The following is an 18,375-nucleotide window of genomic DNA, read 5'->3' on the forward strand; positions in this document are numbered from 1 at the left end:
CGGCGGCGAGGTCGTCAGGGAGCGATTCAGTGGCGGCTTTCACATGGCGAAGGAATCATATTGGCCAGCGATTTCAAAGACAAAAACCGTCACCCGACGCTTGTCGGACGCCAGGTTTCCTGCGGGTGTCGCCAGTCAATTCCGGACAGAAGATAACTCAGCTGCGCAGACGAGATCATCACCGCGCCGTCGGCTGGGCTCGGCCAGATGAACCGCCCCCGTTCCAGCCGTTTCGTAAACAGACATGCGCCCTGGCCGTCGTGCCAGATCACCTTCAAAAGATCGCCCCTGCGTCCCCGAAAGCAGAACAAATGACCGCTCAGCGGATCACGCTTCAAGACTTCCTGCACCTGCAGTGCCAAGGACGGGAATCCTTTCCGCATATCGGTGTGGCCGGTCGCCAGCCATACCCGCACGCCAGTCGGAACGGGGATCATCGCCGGCGCGCCAGAACTTTCAGGACGCGGGCAAGGGCTTCGTCATCGACCTGGTTGTCGACCCGCACGCGACAGCCATCCGCGAACTCGATTTCGATCCGACTAGCACCAGACGCAGGAGCGCTGGGCATCATGGGCGGCGAAGAGCCTCCCGAAGTCCCGGGGCCGTCGGCGACTTCGACCGGCAGAAAGGCCGGCACCCCACGAGCGCGTCTCACCCCGAAAGCGCGTCGCCAGCGGTACACCAAAGAGCGATCAATATCGTGGCGTCGCGCCACCTCCGTAACCGTCATCCCGGGCTCTAGCGTTTCCGAGACAACCTGCTCCTTCAGCGCGTTCGACCAGTTCCGGCGTCGGTCGGCGCCGCTCAAAATCTCCATCCGATGAACGGACACGTGGCTATCCTCGCTGCTTGCATCGTGACTATGGAATCAACCATGACAACAGCGCGTCACCTCATTCCGAACAAGGCGGCCTTCCTCGGATGCGTACGGATCATCGGCGGTTGACTGCCCTGGTCAGCGACCGCAACAGTCCGCAGAAGCATGTCTGGCGTGCCGAGATCGTGCTGTTGAGCGCCGATGGTGTTGGCACCGTCGAAATCATGCGGCGGACCGGCAAGTCCGAGACCTGCGTCTGGCGCTGGCAGGAGCGCTTCGCTGAGGAAGGCTCTGAAGAGCTGCTGCGCGACAAGTGCGGCTCTCGCGCATTCCGCCGCTCGGCCTGGATGTCGCCGAACGCGTGGTGGCGCTCACGCTCGAAGACCCGCCCGCCGAGACGACGCACTGGACGGCCGACATATGGCGAAGGTAGCCGACATCAGCGCCAGCGCCGTCCGGTGCATCTGGAAGGCGCAAGGGCTTCAGCCCCACCGCTGCCGGCAGTTCAAGCTCTCAATGATCCGAAATTCGTCGACAAACTCCGCGATGTCGTCGGGCTTTACGTCGATCCGCCGGCCCACGCCATCGTGCTGTCGGTTGATGAAAAATCGCAGATCCAGGCGCTCGGACCGGACCCAGCCTGGCCTGCCCATGAAGCGGGGACGGCTGGGCACCATGACTGGACGTATATGGACCAGCCCGATTGCAACGGTTTGGCTAGAATCAGGATCGACGGTCACAACTGCTGATGTATATCCGGCTTCTTGATGCGGCTTGATATATCGTCGCCGCGAGCCCCGATGGATTTTCGCGCGCTTCCACCTCATCGGCCCCTAGATATTGGCCGAAGCCAAGCCGGTCCACACACCAGGTTCGGAAAGCGACGGAATGACCGTTTCGCCATCTCCTGCCATTCTGCTGCAATTGCCGGGCGAGACCTCCTTCTATTATGCCTTCGTCTGCTGGCCGTCTCAGGCCGCTTTCACGGGCGGCATGGGCTCGTAAACGCGTAAACAGTCTCGAAAAGCGCGGTGGTGAGCCGCGCCCTTTGATCTTTCGACCCGAGGAGCGGAAAACCTTAACGACAAGCAATCGGCCGATACCCTCTGGTGTCACCGGATTCCGCATTGTCGCAAATGGTGGTGCATGCCATATCTGGAGTGCGGCAACCGACCAATTGGACCGACCTTGGGGGTGCGAGCCCGGTTAGTTCTCTCAAAAGCCGAGAGGTTGGGGGGAGTCCTGCCGACTACAGGACAAATCCAAGCCCATGCACGCAGAAAGGGTGGTAGTAAGATTTGTTTGAAGCAGTAATGCTGGTTCTCGCGATTCCGGCAACGGTAATCGCGGTTCTGGAGCTCTATGATCGCCTGAAAAGGCGTTAATTGAGCAAGGTAGAGCGTCGCCGATGCCGGCGCTCTACCCCTAAAAAAGCAAACAGCCCGAGAGGTGACTAGTCCCTGGGCTGCTCACAGAAGTCATCGGATGGTGTCCGATTTGGATTTGAAGCACGTTCTGTATATGGGCTCCACACTCGCTTTGTCAACAGAATGTTGATACCGAAGCAGGATCGCAACATCCGCTGTCCATTGAGTGTCCGGTGGCTATTGGCACCGGAATCAACTGAAAAAGAGAGGGGGGCGGTGTGATCCGCGCCCCTCACCCGTTACATCACGAGACCTTGATTGTGGCTGCGAAGTCTCTTTCGGATCGATTCCGTCCACACGCTCACCTGCTCGCGATCGTGCCCACCGGCGTGGTGTGGGTGACGGCTTTGGTCGCCGTGCTCTCCGGCATGAATGCAGCGGATGATCGCTCATCAGTCTGATGGTCTCCAGAGTGATGCAGCGCGCCCGCTGCACGGCCCATTCATCATTCTGTCCAAGCAGCAAGACGCCGACGGGAAACAGGCACAACCGCTTCAAGGAACTGCGCCGTCACGGCGTACCAAGTTCGGAGCTGCGGTTGCCGCCGGTTCACCGACGGGATTCTGGCGCATGTCAGGACACCCCGGGGGTCCAACACGCCCTACGCAACGATTACTTCGATTCTGTCGGTCTCCCTCGGCTCCTGGCCTCTGCCCAAGTTTGATCTGATCGAACCGCCGTGGTACGGACCTGTGTGCTCGGTGGTGGGGGAGGGACGGCGTCGCGAGGCGTCCCACTATCCCGATAATTGGCTCGACCAAGCCGCTCGAGCCGCTTCAGCGAATGGCAAAAGACACCACAAAGCCGAATATTCACGCTGACGCACTGTGCTCTACCCGGACTCAACATCCTCATCGCCGGCTGGATCGTCGAGCGCCCCCGGCAAGTCTCCCACCAGCAGCTTTTCCTTCGAAAGCAGGCCTGCGTCCTCGAGCGCCTCGGCGTCGGGCAGGTCGCGCAGCGAATTGAACCCGAACTGCAGCAGGAACTCCTTCGTCGTCACATAAGTGTAGGGCGCGCCCGGCGTCGGGCTGCGCGGCCCGGAGGCGATGAAGCCGCATCCGCGCAGCGTGCCGATCAGATCGCGGCTGATTTCCTTGCCGAAGAAGGCGGAGAGTTCGCCGCGCGTGATCGGCTGGAAATAGGCAATGCACATCAGCACCAGCACCTCCGACTCCGAGAGGTCTATTCCGCGCTCATCGGCGCCGCCGGCGGTGCAAATGGCGTCGGCGTAGGCCGGCCGTGTCAGGTGCTTCCAGCCACCGGCGACGGCGACCAGGTCGTAGGGGCGGCCGCGCAGCTCCTCGCGGATGTCGTCGATGAGGAGGTCGAGATTGCAACTGGCGCCAACCACGCGCGCGAGGACACTACGTGTCACCGGCTCGCTGGCCGCGAAGATCGTCGCCTCGACGCGGTTCATCCATTCGCGCCAGCGAACCTCCGGCGGCAGGTGGTCGAGTTCCCGGTCGAACAGGCGGTCATCTGATCGGCCTCTTCCCCGTCTCGCGCGCGCGCCCTCCACCATCGACTACAGCCCGTAGATACGAAACGTGGTGCGGCCCGACAGCTCACGCACGGCGCCGAGGTCCACAAGGCGGTCGAACAGGCGGCGCAGGCCGCGATCGCTCATGCCGGGCACGCCTTGTGAGGCGACGATCGCGTCGTCGGCAAGCAGTTTTTCGACAACGGCGTCCGACCCTTTCGCCCGCAGCTTTGGGGCGACAACCAGCAGACGGTTGGCGCGGCGGCCGAGCTCTGCTGCAAGATCCACCGCCTGCAGCGCTGCCCGGGCATAGGCGGCCAAAATGCGTTGCCGGGTTGCTTGCGCTGACTGCCGTTCGGCATGCGGCGATCGACTACCGCTCGCCACCGGGTGAGTGCCGAGCAGAGGAACCGCGCGCGACCATCCGAGCCGGTCGGCCAGAACAGCGTCGGCAAGCCACGGTCCAAGCTCACGGGCGGCGCGACTGTCATGGCGCTGCAACACAGCGATTGCGTCGGCTGCGGCGGCGACTGCATTACCGACCCCGCCGGCAAGCGACTGGATTTCGTCGCCGATTTGACCGGCCGCCGCCTCGTCGAGCGCGCTCCCCAGATCAGCGGCAACATCGGCCAATACCGCCTCCCCGGCTAAAGTCGCGACCGGACGCGATGCCAGCGTGCGCCAGGCAAGCAGCATGCGGCCGGCCGGACCGACATCGTCGCAGGGACGGGTGAGCAGCAGCGCGTCGCGTAGCGCCGCAGCGTCCTCGACCCGGCCGGCCCGCTTCGCCGTCGCCGCGGCCGCCGCGAGCGCCAGACGTTGCCGCCAAGCGCCGGCCGATTGCTCCTGCCGGCGCACCACGGCGTCCAGAGCGGTCAGCGCCGCGGCAGCCGCAAACGCAGCGTCTTCAAGCGATTCCGGACCAGCGACGGCGGCGCGCAGCCAGGTCGGCACGGGCGCCGCCGGCGCAATCGGGCCTGCGCTGCTGACGGCCATCAGTGTGTGGCCGAGCGATTTCGGACGGAGAATCATTGAGGACGAGGATGAATCGTCGCGGCGCTTTCTGCAACTGTTAAACACCAAAAGCGCCGCGCTTGTCGACAACTTACAACGAATGATAATGTTGCATTATCGTTCGTTTTGTTCTCTAGTGAAGAAATGGCCATTTTCGTCGAGCAGAATCCCAAAAACCACGCCCACCGACCTTCCGGACCGTCCCACAGCACGGGGGCGGAAGACGCTGTTCCGGCCGTGCGGTCGGCGGTTGAGCTTAACGCGCAGGCTGCGGAGGATCTGCCCGACATTATCGACGTCGTTCTGGAGATGGGGAAGACGCCGGAAGAGCCGGCCGAAACTCGCTCCCCTCTTCCGGCCATCGCAACTCCCCGCCTGCCGGCGCATCTCGAAACGCTGGCCGATCGTGCCCGCGACTATGTCGAGGCCGCGAGTTCCGCCAACACCCGCCGCGCCTACGCCGCCGACTGGAAGCACTTTTGCGCCTGGTGCCGGCGTCAAAATCTTGATCCCCTGCCGCCGGATCCACAGGTCGTCGGGCTCTACATCACCGCCTGCGCGTCCGGAACGGCGACCGGCGAAAAGAAGCCTAACTCCGTCTCGACGATCGAGCGCCGCCTCTCCTCGCTGTCCTGGAATTTTACGCAGCGCGGCCAGCCGCTCGACAGGAAGGACCGCCATATCGCGACTGTCATGGCCGGCATCCGCAACAAGCACGCCTCCCCTCCCCGTCAGAAGGAAGCGGTGCTGCCCGAGGACCTCATCGCCATGCTGGAGACGCTCGACCGCGGCAGCCTACGCGGTCTGCGTGACCGGGCCATGCTCCTGCTTGGCTTCGCCGGCGGCCTACGTCGTTCTGAGATCGTCGGGCTCGATGTCGGCCGCGATCAGACGGAAGACGGCCGCGGCTGGATCGAATTTTTTCCCGACAAGGGCGTGCTGGTGACGCTGCGTGGCAAGACCGGCTGGCGTGAGGTCGAGATCGGCCGTGGCTCATCGGATGCCACCTGCCCGATCGTGGCGCTGCAGACCTGGCTGAAGCTCGGCCGCATCGCGCACGGCCCCCTGTTCCGGCGCGTCACCGGCCAGGGCAAGGCGGTCGGCGCTGAACGGCTCAACGACCAGGAGGTCGCCCGACTTGTCAAGCGCGCCGCCCTCGCGGCCGGCGTACGCGGCGATCTTTCGGAAGGCGAGCGGGAAAAGCTGTTTGCCGGGCATTCGCTGCGCGCCGGCCTCGCCTCCTCGGCCGAGGTCGACGAACGCTACGTACAGAAACAGCTCGGCCACACGAGCGCCGAGATGACCCGTAGGTATCAACGGCGGCGCGACCGCTTTCGGGTCAACCTCACCAAGGCGTCGGGACTCTAGAAAAGCCCCCTCCCCTCCCCCGCTGACACCCTCCCGATTGGTGGAGGACCGCGCAGAGATGCCGACAACCGGTCGTTTTCTGGCACATTCCTTATGTGTACAAACGCACTAAAATCACCCTCGAAATCAACCAAATGCGTGCGCAACCCACCGCTCCCCCGACCGCCGCCTTATTGGCTATGCCCGTGTCTCGACCGAGGATCAGGCGACCGACGCCCAGGTCGACGAACTCAAGGCGGTCGGCTGCCGCCTGATCCATCAGGAACATGGCTCAGGCGCCTCGCGCTCGCGGCCGGTGCTGGGCAAGCTGATGCGCGAAATGGCCGCCGGCGACGTGCTCGTCGTCGTCCGCCTCGATCGCCTCGCCCGCTCCGTCAGCCATCTGCTCGAGGTCATCGAACGGCTGGAGGAGCGCGGCGCGCATTTTCGCTCGCTGCGCGATCCGATCGACACCTCAACGCCGCAGGGTATGTTCTCGCTGCAGGTGCTCGGGGCCGTCGCGCAGCTCGAGCGCGCACTGATCGCCGAGCGCACCAAGGCGGGCATGAAGGCGGCCATGGCGCGCGGCAAACTTCCCGGCAATCCGGGGCTGCGCGAACGCCGGCCGGAGGCGATCCGGGCGGTCTCGGTGGCGCGCGACCGCCTCTATCTCGACGAGCTCATCACCTCGGCCCAACTCTGGCTGCCGACGGTGCGCCGGATGCGGCCGCAGCACAGCTGGGATGATGTCGTGCGCGTTCTCAACAGCAAGGGCCACAGCTGGACGATCGAGCGGCTGCGCCGCGCCGTGCACCGGCTGGTGCGGGAGCGCATCGCCGAGCCGGCGCTGATCAAGCGATCGCCGCGGCGCGCGCCGGAGGATCGCCTGATGACCCTGGTCGCCGGGATCGCCATTGCCGATCCGGAGCTGTCGCTGCGGGATATCGCCGCCCAACTGGAGCGTATGCACGAACGCACGCCGCGCGGCGGTCGCCAGTGGCAAGCGTCATCCGTCAAGGCACTGCTGGACCGGGCCCGCCGACTTGGCCTCGTGACGCCCGATCCGGTGCCTGAGACGGCCGGGTAGCCGGCCGCTAGTGGTGAAAGCCTGACGGTTGGCACCCCTCGGAACGGCAACATTGGGTGGAAAGCGGTCCCGAGAGCCCCTGCACGAATCTGCGTCCCAGCACGCCTGTTCTCCTTCACGTGTTTGAACAGGTGGAGGTCTGGCGTTCGCCGCGTCAGGGTTCGAGGTCGACAGCAGCCCGAAGGCTGCCGTCCATGTAGAAAGGCACCGACGCGTGCTCGTGGACGATTTTCCAGACACCCTCGGTCCGCCTGAGGCAGACCGTTATGCGCTGCCACCATTGCCGTCGCTGACCGTCGGCCTTGGCTGTCGCACTCACTTTGGAAAGTCCGTGGCAAAAAGCGAGGCCGCCGCTGACTTCGATGGTCAAATCGCGCTCCTCCAGGCCGACCGGTCCCTCCCAAGTATCGAGCCAGGCGGCGAGACCCGAAACATCTGTCCTATGGGCAAGTTGCGGTGCCAGATCGAAGATGACGGCATCCGGGGTGTACAACGCTCCGATAGCTGCAGCGTCCTTGTCATGATGGCCTTTGCGGACGGCTTCAAGTACCGGTTTTATCTCCATCTCTTCCCTATCGATCGTCATGATCGTCTCCAATGCGGTGGGTTACCCTCATAGGACGCGACAACGGATCCCGATCCGACACGGAACGAATCTTTTTCTGCCCGGAACGCCTGTTCCGAGCATGTCGGTGGTGGCGCAGGAACTTCCGCTCACACCAAGACGAGTTCCAATGACCGAATTGGACCTCTGATCCGCCCTAAAAAATCGCGGCAGGAAGGGCGGACAAGGGTTGATTCTTGCCGTCCACCGGTACCAACTGTCAGACTTTCACCACTAGCGCATCGGCTCGGAAGGACGGAAAGCATCATCGTTGAACCCGAACCGCCGGGCAGAGAGCGTTACCGCAAATCGTCCAGAAGTTCGGGATGTTTTTGGAGGAGCGTCATGAGCTGGATCGTGGGACCGCTCGGCTCGACCAGGCCGCGTTCGTATTTGTCGAAGGCATTTTCCCCGACTTTGAACAGCGCTCCGGCTTCCCGCTGCGACAATTTCAGCTTGGCGCGGATCTGCCGGATGGTCGCCGGCGCCGGCAGCCCGTCGACCTTTTCCTTGAGGTTGCGCAGCGCCTCGTCGACAACGCTCATATCTTTGCCGACGTGCACGCCGTCCCCCTCTCCAGCCGGATAGTAGCCGGGAAGATCGACTGTAACGCTTTCTCCCTTGTACTCGACAGCGAATGGTCGGATGCCACGCGTCAGGGTCTCACCCGTTTCCGGGGAGATCATCGTACCGGGAAATACCTTCTCGTGCGTTGCCATAATCATTTCTCCTTGAACGACATGACGGTAAACTCGGTCATGACATCCGCCTGAAACTTAACGTAGAGAACCAGCCCGCGCGCGGGGACGTGATAGACGTCCTGCCAGACACGATGATCGGCGAAGGTCGTCATCGACTTGTAAAACATCTTCCGCTCGATGCTCCCGACTACCTCGACAATGCCGGCGCGGTCGAAACCGAGTCTGGTCGCGTCGCGCAGCGCCGAGGTTGTGATGGCCAGCGTCTCTACCGATCCGATTGCCGCCTTGACGGCATCCACATCGTAGGTCGGCCGCCGCTTCTCCATGGCTCTATATGCCACCATAAAGGGGGCAGTTCAAGACGGCCGCCATCACCCTGCCCTCGCCTCGTTTGGTCGGCCTTGTGCCCGCAGCGCCGCCATCAGCATCGGCCCTACCGAAAACTCCCCTGCCCTGGCCTTGTCGGTCAGCACGCGCAGATAGCCGCCGGCGCTGCTGATCTGGGTCGCCCGTTGCAGAATGCAGGCGATCACAACCGCCGTGTTTTCCTGCCCGAGCGCCTCCAGCGCGTCCGCGTAGGCCGACGGGCTCACGCCCAGAAACCCGCGGACTTGCGCGGCGGTGGCCATCAGGTCGCGCCAGCTGCCAATCCCGTCCAGGGCATACTCGGTAATGTCGGGGCAGGCTTTCAGCACCAGCCCAAGCGGATACCCTTTCGGTTTCTCGGCGTCTCTCGTTCTTGGCTCGGCCGTCGCCCCGCTTTTCTCCAAAGCAGGTTCAAATTCAAAAATAGAGTCGGTATTTGAATTCGATTGCTGCCGCTCGCTTTGGGACTCATTGCCGCTTGGATTCATGGAATTCATATGAGTTTCCAGCAGCTTGTCCACATCCTCGTGGATCTTCGCCAGATCAGCAACAATCGGCGCCAGGTCTGCAACCGTCGCCCGGCGCGGAATTGCCTCCACAACAGCTCGAAAACGCCTCCACAAGCCGCCCCAGTCGCCGGCAACGTCTTCCTCGACGGCCGCCTCGATCAGCTTGTGGATGTCCCTGCGGTGCAGGGTAACCCGCTCGCGCATGAGTCTCAGCGCCCTGTTGTCGGCCCGTACGTGCTCGGCGGCCTGCTCAAACTCGTGGGCGCGGGCCAGCAGCGGCGCCAGGGAGAAGCCGAACGCCTCCTCGATGTCGCCTCCCCTGTCCTTGCGGGCATATCGCTTGCCGTTGGGGCTGTCTCTGCGGGTGATCAGGCCGCAATCAACCAACGCCGCCAGATGCCGCCGGAGCGTTGCGTCGGCCATACCGTGCGCCCTGAGCGACAGCTGGGCATTCGACGGGAATACGATCAAGCCGTTCTCCCCGCTCAATTCGCTGTCCGGGTAGAACGACAGCAAAGCGTTCAGAACGGCCAGAGCGCGATCGCCGATCCCGACGATGCTCTTGCCCTCGCACAGGTTGCGGTAGACCTGCCACTTGTCGGCCGCCCTGCCCTCAGGAATCTCAAACGCTTCTTTTTGAGCCGCCAACATGGCAAGCGTCATCTGCCGCCGCCCAAAAGGCGTCGTTGAGGTATGCGTTTCCATTTCTTCCTTCGCCTTCAATTAGGCAAAAGAAATCCGCTCGCCGAAACGACGCTCAAAGACTCTTGACACTGATTCGCGGAAATGGGATTCTCGATCTGCGAAGAATACGAGAAGGGCTTCCGCGACGGCGACGTTCGGGGGCCTTTTTCTTTTGCGGTTTTAGTCTCCTGTTTGCCTCGCTTCCGAATTCCTGAAGGCCTCATAGAGGCTATCCAGTTGGTCGGTGATGAATGCTCCAAAGCGCGTCCCGTCCGCGTTCTTCAGCGCGAGCGTGAATGCTTTTCCGTTGTCTTTCGCCACTGCGCTAACCGATCCGTCTGTTGGAGCCCAAGCTTTGGTGACCGGTGTCGGCTTGGTCGCTTTCTCCGCAGTCGGAGCTTCCGACGAGGACAGGAAGGCAAGCAGGAGGTTGAACCTGTTGTCCGAGTTGGCTTCTAAAAAGCTATCCATTGTCACTAACTCGCCTGCTCTTTCTGAATTCCCGCCCACACCAAACTTGTGTGCGAGTTCTTCCCATCGGCCGCGTCCGACACCCGGAGCCGACCCAATCTTCATCAGGATTTCCCTTGGAATCGCAAAGGCGATCTTGATCATCTCGGAGACGTGCGATTTTCCTGTTGATAGGGAAGCGCAGATGACATCACGTTTATAGCCGGCCTGTTCCTGAGCCAACGCGAACGAGCACTTTTCGATGAACGAGAGATCCTCGCGTCCAGAATTCTCCTCGCCCTGCAGTATGACGGCGTCGTCGTCGGTGAGCTCGCGGACCGCGGCTTTGAACTTTAGCCCCAGTTTCTTGGCGGCCGCCAGCCGTCGGCGCCCGTATACGATCTGAAAGTGACCCGGCTTCGCCGGCGAGTGCCGCACGAGTCCCGGAACGATCTGTCCCCGCTCCCGCATCGACTCGACGATTTCAGCGATCGCTTTGTCATCATATGCGCCTTCAAAGCGGTCGGGCACGGGGGACGGCAGAATCATTTCCGGGTCGAGTTCTGCAATCCGCTCTCCGTCCTTAAACAGACGGTCGGCCAACTCACTGCGTTCTTGCAGTTGGCGGACACCAGCGGCCACCTTAAGAAGATGCGGTGAGGCGGATTTCAGTTTCTGCTGCCCCTCTTTCTGCTCGTCACCGAGTTGCCCGAGGACAGCGGCGAACATTCCCTTGGAATCCTTGCGGCTCATAATTCACGCCCCCACGCCTTCCAAAGAAGGGCTTCAATCTCTGCGTTAGCGGCGTTGATGGACTCCATAGCGCGGTCGTAGGTCTTAGGTGCCGAAAACCTGGTCCGCTGGACTTCGTACAGACTCTGCTTCCACGTCAGCGCATCGGCGACGGCAGTGGATTTGATCACCATGTTCAGCAGGAGGTCCTCGCCAAAGACCTGTCTCATCAAGGCTTGCATGTTTGCCTGCGGGTGGTCATTCGGCTCAAACTTGGTGATCAGGAATTTAGCGAAATCCCATTGAGCCGATGTCCCCACCTGGTCGAGGATTTGCATGTAGGAAGCCGCCAATTCGAGGAACTTACCCGTTGAATCCACGTCCAGCATATGAGCGGGTACCGGAATCAACACGCCAGTTGATGCTGTCAGGGACGAAAGGGTCAGAAAATTGAGCGAGGGAGCACAGTCCAGCAGGATCACGTCGTAGCGGTCGACAATCTGCTCCAAGGCCTGAGCGACACGTAGCAAGAAGCCCGTTCCTCCGGTCTTTCGCATTTCCAGCGCCACGCTGGTTTCGAACTCAGTCAATTCGAGGCCAGCGCAAATCACATCGAACCCGACCATGTGCGTCTTGTGTACAATCGACTCGGTCGGAACCGGATCTTCGAACTGGATTGCCGAATAGAGAGTGTCGCCTTCGCGGTAATCGAAATCGGGCAAGGCTCCTTGGAGGCTCGTAAGTGAGGCCTGGGGGTCGAGATCGACGGCGAGAACACGGTATCCTTTCAGCGCGAGATAGTGGCCGAGATGGATAGTCGTCGCCGTTTTCGACGAACCACCCTTAAAATTAGTCACCGCTATGATCTGGCAGTCCTCGCCCTGGATCCGTCGCGGGTTCATCCACTTCTTGCGGCCCCTTTCAGCGAGGTACATTCGCAGCTCGAGCACCTGCTCGAGTGAATAGAGCCTACGGCCGTTCTGCGTGATCTCGGGCTCAGGGCCCTGATCCTTGAGCGAAACCTGCCTGATGTATGCTTCCGAAACATCCAGCAACGCAGCGACTTCCGACGACGCAAACTTCCGCATCGACCTGACTGCGTCTGGCGGATATTGGGCGAGGCTTAGATTGTTCAAAGCCTTCTCCAATTTGCCGGAGAATGTCTGCATGAAATGAAGGCTGCTTAAGTGACGCGTCACGCGATTCTCCCCATGATCCACCGCCGACAATGATGTTGCCGAAAATGGTTAACGCGCCGTTAACACGACTCTGACTACGCAAAAGTTCGAAAATTCGAAATATTTCCGTAGCTATCGTTAGTCCGATTCGGGTCATTGTCGCAATTCCAGTCCCGGAATCCGCAAAGTTCCCAGCTGGGAACTTCGAATCCCCTCTCCCCTCCCCTACTGCCGCTCCTCGGCATCGATAGACCAGTCGCAATCTGGGCCCGCCATCGAGAAGTTCCCAGCTGGGAACGCTGCTAACCGCAACCAACCTTACAGGGCGTCCTGTGTGCGATGCGTCCAGCTGACGTCCGCTGTCTTGCGCTCCTGGCGGCCTATGATTGTCGACGGACAAGTCTGCCCGTCGAGCAATCGAACACGACGGGTACACTAGGCGGCTTCTGATCCGGCAGCTGGTTGCAGGGCAGTGAGATAGTCGGCCGCGGCCTGCGCCTTGGCGGCGGCGGTGATGATAGCGCGCTTGTCGTTTTTCAGGACTGCGAGCCAACTTGCCAGGTAGGCGGCGGTGTTATCGCGCGGATTATGAGCCACGCCGAGATCGGCGCAAAGGAATGATGCCGCGAGTTCGGCGACGAGCTCTTCCACGGCGTAACATTCTGTTCCGAATCGGCCACTGAGATCACGGTCCAGGCGATGCTTTGCGCCGCACCAGTGCGAGAGCTCATGCAGCAGGGTCGAATATAGGTGAACCTCGCTTTCGAACCGGTCACGGTCCGGCATGAGAATGTCGTCGCACGCTGGCCGGTAGCAGGCTTTCGTGCCGCCATAGCTGACGCTTGCGCCGGTGTTCTGGACGAAGCTTTCGACGGTTTCGATGTGCGGAACAGGAACGCTCGGCAGTTCCTCGGCCGGGCTGAAAAACCGGTCAGGCAGGTTCTCGATCTGCTCGACATTGAAGACGGTGTATCCCTTCAGGGTAGGGGATCGAGCGATCCTCGTCGTCTTCGCGCTCCTTTGGCGTGAACGTGCCATACTTGACGACGAGCGTTCCTTTCGCGCCCTTGCGGACTTGCCCGCCGAGATCCTGCGCCTGGCGATAGGTCATCCAGGTGTTTTCCTCGTAGCCGAACATCTGGCCGGACACCCACAGCATCAGGACATTGATGCCGCGATAGGCTTCGCCGGTCGCGCGGCGCAGAATGAGTGAGTGGCGGACGCTGCCGCGCCAGGGGCGGATCCAGGGCTTGGCGCCGGCTTCAAGCTGCTCGACGATGGTATCGGTGATGCGTTGGTAGGTGTCCTTGATGTTCTGCATGGCCGTCTCCATTCCGTTGGTTGACGGCAAAGAACGGAGATAGCCGAAGCGAGCCCATGCACCTGTAGGGCCGAAACAGAGTGAAGGACCGCGACAGCGGTTGCATGGGGGAGGGGCTATCGTAGCGTGCCCGTCAGATCACCCAACGGACGGAGACGGCGCCGAAACACTCGGACATCGACCATGTCGACGACAGCTGATGAAAGCAGCTTGTTGCCTAGGGCAGGGGGTTATCGACCGCGATCGTCCGTCGTCGCGCTCACGGTCTCGCCGCGCCGCCATTTCGGCCTCGATAGCCTTCAGCCCGGTGCTTCTGTCCCGCTGTGGTTGCTCGGCCTCTTGGGGCCGCATGAGTGCCTCGGTGGCCTGTCGCTCGCGCCCCAGGCGGGAAAAGTCAGAGCGGGCGGTGAAAGAGACCTCTGTATTGTCGTCGGGCAAGCGTTCGGACAAGTCGGCGCGATCGACGGCTATGATCCGCTCATCCGTGACGATACTGGCGACTCTACCGTCATGGCCGAGAATTTGGCCGGTGATTTCCTCTCCCGACCGTGCCGTGCGGATATTGTGTTCAAACGGCTTCTCGCCGCACCGTTCGAGGTCGGCAAATGCAGCGCGAAGCGCTTCGCGGCGGTTCGGATTGATAGAGTCCTCCAGCACATGCTTCATTGCCGGACTGGACGGGTCGTTTGTGGTCTCGATTGATGCCTCGATCATCCGCAGTTTGCTGATGACGGTAAAATCCACCTCATGGCCGTAATGGCGGCCAAGTTCGGCAATGAACGCCTCCTGGGCGCGACCGTTGCCCTCGCGGAATGGATGCACGTAATTGAGCTCGGCGAGCACCTGGCCCGCACGCTCAGCGAATTGCTCCGGGGTAGCAGTGCGAAGAACATTGGGATCCGCGGATCGGCTTTAAGGCCTCGTCCAGTCCGAAGTCGATGCGTGAGCCATGCAGGAATGAGGTGCTGCCCTTGGAAAGGCTGCCGATCGGCTCGACGCGCTGGCCGTCGACGATCGGGCTTTCGTTGCGCGTGTGACCGGCCCATTCGTAAACGTCCTGAAAAATATACCCGTGTATGGCCTTCAGATGTTCCTTGTCGAAATTGCCCCTCCGGCCGCGGCCCTCCGCAATCTCACTCTGTCGAATATGCGTCATGGCATAGTCGGCCGGTCCCAGCTCCGAGTGTCTGGTCAGCCCGAACTTGTTGCGTAGGACACCAGTGCGATCTGGATCGCCGGGCGTGTCGGGGTAGGTGTACGATCCCTTTGACTCGTCCGCCAATACGATTCCTCATGAAAAAAGCCGCCCGTGGTCGCAGGCGGCTTATTCGAACAAGAGTTGGAGCGTCAGGCGCGCTTGAAACGCGCCTGCATCTGCTCGCGAAATTCCTCCGACGTGATCTCGCCGGCGACATACCGGGCATTGGCGGCCTCGAGAACAGGATCGTGGGTGTAGCCCTGCCGGATGTTGGCAGCGCGGGCCTGATCGGCGGCCTTCTTGCGCTTGGCAATGGCCTCCGGGGAACGATCGGGACGGGCGGAATGGATGTTCATCTGCCAATCTCCAGTTGCCTTGCACCCTAGCAAGAAAAGTGCTGAAAATCCAGCACTTTGGGGTGATTTTCGGCGGATCTGAAGTGGGCGCCCGGCTTTTGGCCGGGCGCTTTACAGCGATTAATCGCGGGGTTCCCATTCGATGATCGCCTGCAGAGTCGGATCGTCCTGGCCCGGGAAGCGGCCGAGATTGGCGTTGAAGCTGAGGCGCTTGATCGAGAGCGTGTAGTAGGGCTTGCCATCCGCGTTCTTCTTTTTCCAGATGCCGCCGACCTCGATGTCATGCCCGCGCGGAGACTTGGCATAGACGCGATGCGTCGGTGCTTTTTCGTTATCCGAGCTGAACGGCACAGCGTTGATGTCCAGGTCGCGTTCGATGGTGGAGATGAGGCCCTTGCCCTTGGCGGCGTCGAGGTCGTCAGCATCGAACTGGATGTAGTTGGTGGTGGTCATGTCAGTCACTCCTCTTTGGTGGTTGCAATGATCGTTCACATGGCACGGCGGAAAGCGGTGTGCACCGAAGGCTGGAGCGCAGCGGAAGAGGCCGGCGGGCACAAAAATTTGTCGCGCGAGGAAGCCGCAGGCGGGGAAATTTTTGGGACAGCCGGCTTTGCGCAAACCGCGTCGACGTGCCAACGAGCGTCAAAAGCAACCACCGCAGAGGCGTGAGACATGACTCCTTTGGCAACATTCCCCCTGTTCGTTGTCGACCTGACACGACAAGAAATGAGCCTATATTAGTCATTATCCGAGACCATGCAACGAGCTTTGCAGGCTTTTGCTCCCGACACGTGAAGCAATATGGCTCGCGTCGCCTGCCATTCGATAGCACCAATTTGACTATCTACGGTAAAGGCATCTTTGAGGACTTGGCGCGGCGATAGAGATACGGACTTTCGATCTCAGCGGACCAGATCCCCAAACAGTTGCCACGCGCGCGGTTCTCGGCCTCGCCGTACTCAACCAGGCTAATAGGATGGGAAGACGGCAGATATCGCAGCATCGCCTCGGCTAGCCCGGCGTTCACCATGGCGAGGCCCACATCAGTATCGCCGATGAAGCACTGCCCGACCAATCGGCGATACCGGTCTTGGTCGATGATTTCGCAACGGACGTGCTGTCCGTCGATCATCTTTCGAAGGTAACTGCGAGCAATGACACCGCAACGCCAGGTTTGGCCGTCCTTCAAGCCGGTCTGGTCGAGTTCGCATGCATCGATTGCGGCAATCCGAATGCGCTGCTGACGGATACTGATCGTGTCACCGTCGATTACCCGCGCCTGGCCGGACCATGCCGACGGCTCGGCCGCCGCATCCATGCACCAGATTACGGCCACGGCCGCCAATATCGTTCGAAATCTCAATTCAATGCCTCCATGGAATTGCGGGCTGCCAGCCCGAAAATCGACCGGGCAAGATGAAGCTCGCCGGCTGCGGCGCGGTCCGTCATGGCCCGCAAGTAGCCGCCCGGCGATTTAACTTCCTGCCGGTCGTATTTCTGCAGCGTCACCGCGATTGCGACCGCTGCTTGCTGCTCGCCCATCTGTTCGACGGCGCGGCGGCGCGCATCATCGGAAATGCCCGTCAGGCGGCACATTTGCGGCACGAGCCGCGCTAGATCGGCCCAACTGCGGGGCTGGGCAAAGCCGTAGGCCTTTAAGGCCGGTATTGCCCGCACCAGGTCTTGCAATGCCACTACCGCCTGCGGCTGGCGCTCTCGCCCGTTGACTTGGCGCAAGCCGCCCCCCAGGCTTGGTTCATAAGCCCTCTTGCTGGCGGAGCCAGCCTCTAGCAGATAAAATTGTTCGGCGTCAGCCGAACGCCGATTATCATTACTCTCTTCAAGAGGATCAGGGTTTGTAGTCTGTTTGTGCATGCCGTTTTCGGCATACGTGCATGTCGTGTTTTCTGTTTCCGACGCAGATTCTGAACGGCGTGGAAGCTGCAACAGGCGCTCCACAAACCAGTCGAAAAGTGCTGAAGCACGTCTAAGAAGGGCGCTCGGCGCCTTGGAGGCAACGCCGACAAGGGCGACGACCCGTTCGACGCGGGCCGCAATGCGAGCCAGGGCGCGATCCGACGGCCTTGTAGCCGTTGCCAGCGCATAGCGTAGGTTGCGCAGCGCGCCGCGATAGCGGCGCAATGCAGCGCTAGCCGCCGACTTTTCGGCCTTGGCCTGCCGCACGAGCTGGTCCAGCTCGCGATAGCGGGCGATGAGAATCCGCATGTCGATGCCGCAACCGTCTACAATCGCACCATCGCCATTTCGCACCGGGTAGCGCTTGTAATTGCCGCTATCCTGCATCGTGATCAAGCCAGCATCGAAAAGGCTGGACAGCAATCGGCTCACACGACCGGCTGAGCGGCCGATTTCGAAGCCGAGCTGCTGGTTGGACTTGAAGATAATCGGACGGCCGGACTTGTCAAAGGCCTCGGCCGGGGCCGTGTAGACCAGAGTCACCAAAAGATGGCTTTCGGTCGCGCTGATCAATCCAGTGCAAGTGAGGTTTTGTGCAAGCATGGCAAGCTGGCCGCGCGTCACCGTTCCGATCTCGGCCGACTGTGCCAGTCGCCGGTAATCGGCACGTTGTGGCGTCATTCGGCGACCGATTGGCCGCCGATCCGTATGAGGGTCACCCATGTCCTCGTCTCCTTTGTTAGGGACCAGGCAAAGCTTCCCCGTTCACCGAAGCGGTGTTTCTCAGTTGACAAGGAAGGGAGGGTTTGCGAGAAAGGTTTTGGCTTATTTTTCAATTGCAAACCCGCTTCCGGATTTTCGTTCGGGAGCGGTTTTTCTTTTTCTGGGCCGGTCTGTCTCTCCGTCTTAAAACGTTAGAATGCGCGAGTCGGAACCATGCTGATTCCGATGATTTGCGAAGCATAACCGGAATAACCGATTTGGTGCAAGAATTGTGCCACACACGCCGTCCGCCAGGAGAGCCTAATGGCTCGTGTGACGCGACTTTCCTTGATTTTCCGTGTTTTTCAAGCGCACCACTTCTCGACCCGGCATTTGTGGTGGTATACCGTATTGGCTCGCCAGAGCTGGCATGGCGTACCATGTCGGCTGTACAGGGCGGGAAGGGGAGTTTGAGGGGGAGG

General features: G+C 61.2%; 16 protein-coding genes and 3 pseudogenes. 3 read left to right on the top strand and 16 right to left on the bottom strand.

The features are described from left to right. Positions 1-89: 89 nt before the first annotated feature. Together tnpB and EOA78_RS00970 are read right to left on the bottom strand one after the other, a co-directional pair. Positions 90-437 (bottom strand): IS66 family insertion sequence element accessory protein TnpB, encoded by a 348-nt coding sequence (gene tnpB / locus EOA78_RS00965; RefSeq protein ID WP_127313461.1) that lies wholly within the window; start codon positions 435-437, stop codon positions 90-92. Further along, entirely contained in the window at positions 434-832 is a 399-nt protein-coding gene (locus EOA78_RS00970; protein ID WP_127313462.1) for a transposase, read from the bottom strand. Before EOA78_RS00970 ends, tnpB begins: the two co-directional genes overlap by 4 nt. An 89-nt stretch (positions 833-921) precedes the next feature. Here EOA78_RS00970 and EOA78_RS00975 point away from each other — a divergent pair. Next, positions 922-1,498 (top strand): annotated as a pseudogene (locus EOA78_RS00975) (IS630 family transposase); the annotation flags it as partial. Between the two features lie 1,578 nt (positions 1,499-3,076). Here EOA78_RS00975 and EOA78_RS00985 read toward each other — a convergent pair. Continuing rightward, positions 3,077-3,769, bottom strand: coding sequence for an SMC-Scp complex subunit ScpB (locus EOA78_RS00985; protein ID WP_127313464.1), 693 nt, complete (start codon positions 3,767-3,769; stop codon positions 3,077-3,079). Positions 3,770-3,772: 3 nt separating this feature from the next. Then, a complete protein-coding gene (locus EOA78_RS00990; protein ID WP_245477080.1) occupies positions 3,773-4,759 on the bottom strand; it encodes a DUF1403 family protein in 987 nt (328 codons plus the stop codon). 126 nt (positions 4,760-4,885) lie between these two features. On the opposite strand from EOA78_RS00990, the gene EOA78_RS00995 reads away from it, so the two are divergent. Continuing rightward, entirely contained in the window at positions 4,886-6,109 is a 1,224-nt protein-coding gene (locus EOA78_RS00995) for a site-specific integrase (protein WP_127313466.1), read from the top strand. Between the two features lie 172 nt (positions 6,110-6,281). Further along, the gene (locus EOA78_RS01000) at positions 6,282-7,175 is read left to right on the top strand and encodes a recombinase family protein (RefSeq protein WP_127313467.1); all 894 of its coding nucleotides are present in this window, start codon (positions 6,282-6,284) and stop codon (positions 7,173-7,175) included. 154 nt (positions 7,176-7,329) lie between these two features. Here EOA78_RS01000 and EOA78_RS01005 read toward each other — a convergent pair whose 3' ends face one another. The 12 genes and pseudogenes from EOA78_RS01005 to repC (EOA78_RS01060) all read right to left on the bottom strand — a co-directional run bounded on the left by EOA78_RS01005 (position 7,330) and on the right by repC (EOA78_RS01060) (position 17,914). After that, positions 7,330-7,761 carry a nuclear transport factor 2 family protein gene (locus tag EOA78_RS01005; protein ID WP_206533394.1) on the bottom strand — a complete coding sequence of 144 codons (432 nt, stop codon included), beginning with the start codon at positions 7,759-7,761 and terminating at the stop codon, positions 7,330-7,332. Between the two features lie 317 nt (positions 7,762-8,078). Next, positions 8,079-8,498: a type II toxin-antitoxin system MqsA family antitoxin gene (locus tag EOA78_RS01010; protein ID WP_245477081.1), complete on the bottom strand. Its 420-nt coding sequence runs from the start codon at positions 8,496-8,498 to the stop codon at positions 8,079-8,081. A gap of 2 nt (positions 8,499-8,500) precedes the next feature. Then, entirely contained in the window at positions 8,501-8,824 is a 324-nt protein-coding gene (locus EOA78_RS01015; RefSeq protein ID WP_245477082.1) for a type II toxin-antitoxin system MqsR family toxin, read from the bottom strand. 27 nt (positions 8,825-8,851) lie between these two features. Then, positions 8,852-10,060 (bottom strand): plasmid replication protein RepC, encoded by a 1,209-nt coding sequence (gene repC / locus EOA78_RS01020; RefSeq protein WP_127313469.1) that lies wholly within the window; start codon positions 10,058-10,060, stop codon positions 8,852-8,854. A gap of 159 nt (positions 10,061-10,219) precedes the next feature. After that, entirely contained in the window at positions 10,220-11,242 is a 1,023-nt protein-coding gene (repB, locus tag EOA78_RS01025; protein ID WP_127313470.1) for a plasmid partitioning protein RepB, read from the bottom strand. Then, positions 11,239-12,420: a plasmid partitioning protein RepA gene (gene repA, locus EOA78_RS01030; protein ID WP_127313490.1), complete on the bottom strand. Its 1,182-nt coding sequence runs from the start codon at positions 12,418-12,420 to the stop codon at positions 11,239-11,241. Before repA ends, repB begins: the two co-directional genes overlap by 4 nt. 414 nt (positions 12,421-12,834) lie before the next feature. Beyond that, positions 12,835-13,720 (bottom strand): annotated as a pseudogene (locus EOA78_RS01035) (zincin-like metallopeptidase domain-containing protein). Positions 13,721-14,110: 390 nt separating this feature from the next. After that, a pseudogene (locus EOA78_RS01040) lies at positions 14,111-15,002 on the bottom strand (Fic family protein); the annotation flags it as partial. Positions 15,003-15,067: 65 nt separating this feature from the next. After that, on the bottom strand, positions 15,068-15,274 hold the full coding sequence (locus tag EOA78_RS01045) for an antitoxin VbhA family protein (protein ID WP_127313471.1): 207 nt from the start codon (positions 15,272-15,274) through the stop codon (positions 15,068-15,070). Between the two features lie 120 nt (positions 15,275-15,394). Next, on the bottom strand, positions 15,395-15,727 hold the full coding sequence (locus tag EOA78_RS01050; protein WP_127313472.1) for a DUF736 family protein: 333 nt from the start codon (positions 15,725-15,727) through the stop codon (positions 15,395-15,397). 391 nt (positions 15,728-16,118) lie between these two features. Continuing rightward, positions 16,119-16,592 carry a thermonuclease family protein gene (locus EOA78_RS01055; protein WP_127313491.1) on the bottom strand — a complete coding sequence of 158 codons (474 nt, stop codon included), beginning with the start codon at positions 16,590-16,592 and terminating at the stop codon, positions 16,119-16,121. Between the two features lie 41 nt (positions 16,593-16,633). Further along, positions 16,634-17,914, bottom strand: coding sequence for a plasmid replication protein RepC (gene repC / locus EOA78_RS01060; protein WP_127313473.1), 1,281 nt, complete (start codon positions 17,912-17,914; stop codon positions 16,634-16,636). Positions 17,915-18,375 lie beyond the last annotated feature (461 nt).

Origin of the sequence: Mesorhizobium sp. M5C.F.Cr.IN.023.01.1.1, assembly GCF_003997585.1 — a bacterium.
Taxonomy (GTDB): domain Bacteria; phylum Pseudomonadota; class Alphaproteobacteria; order Rhizobiales; family Rhizobiaceae; genus Mesorhizobium; species Mesorhizobium wenxiniae.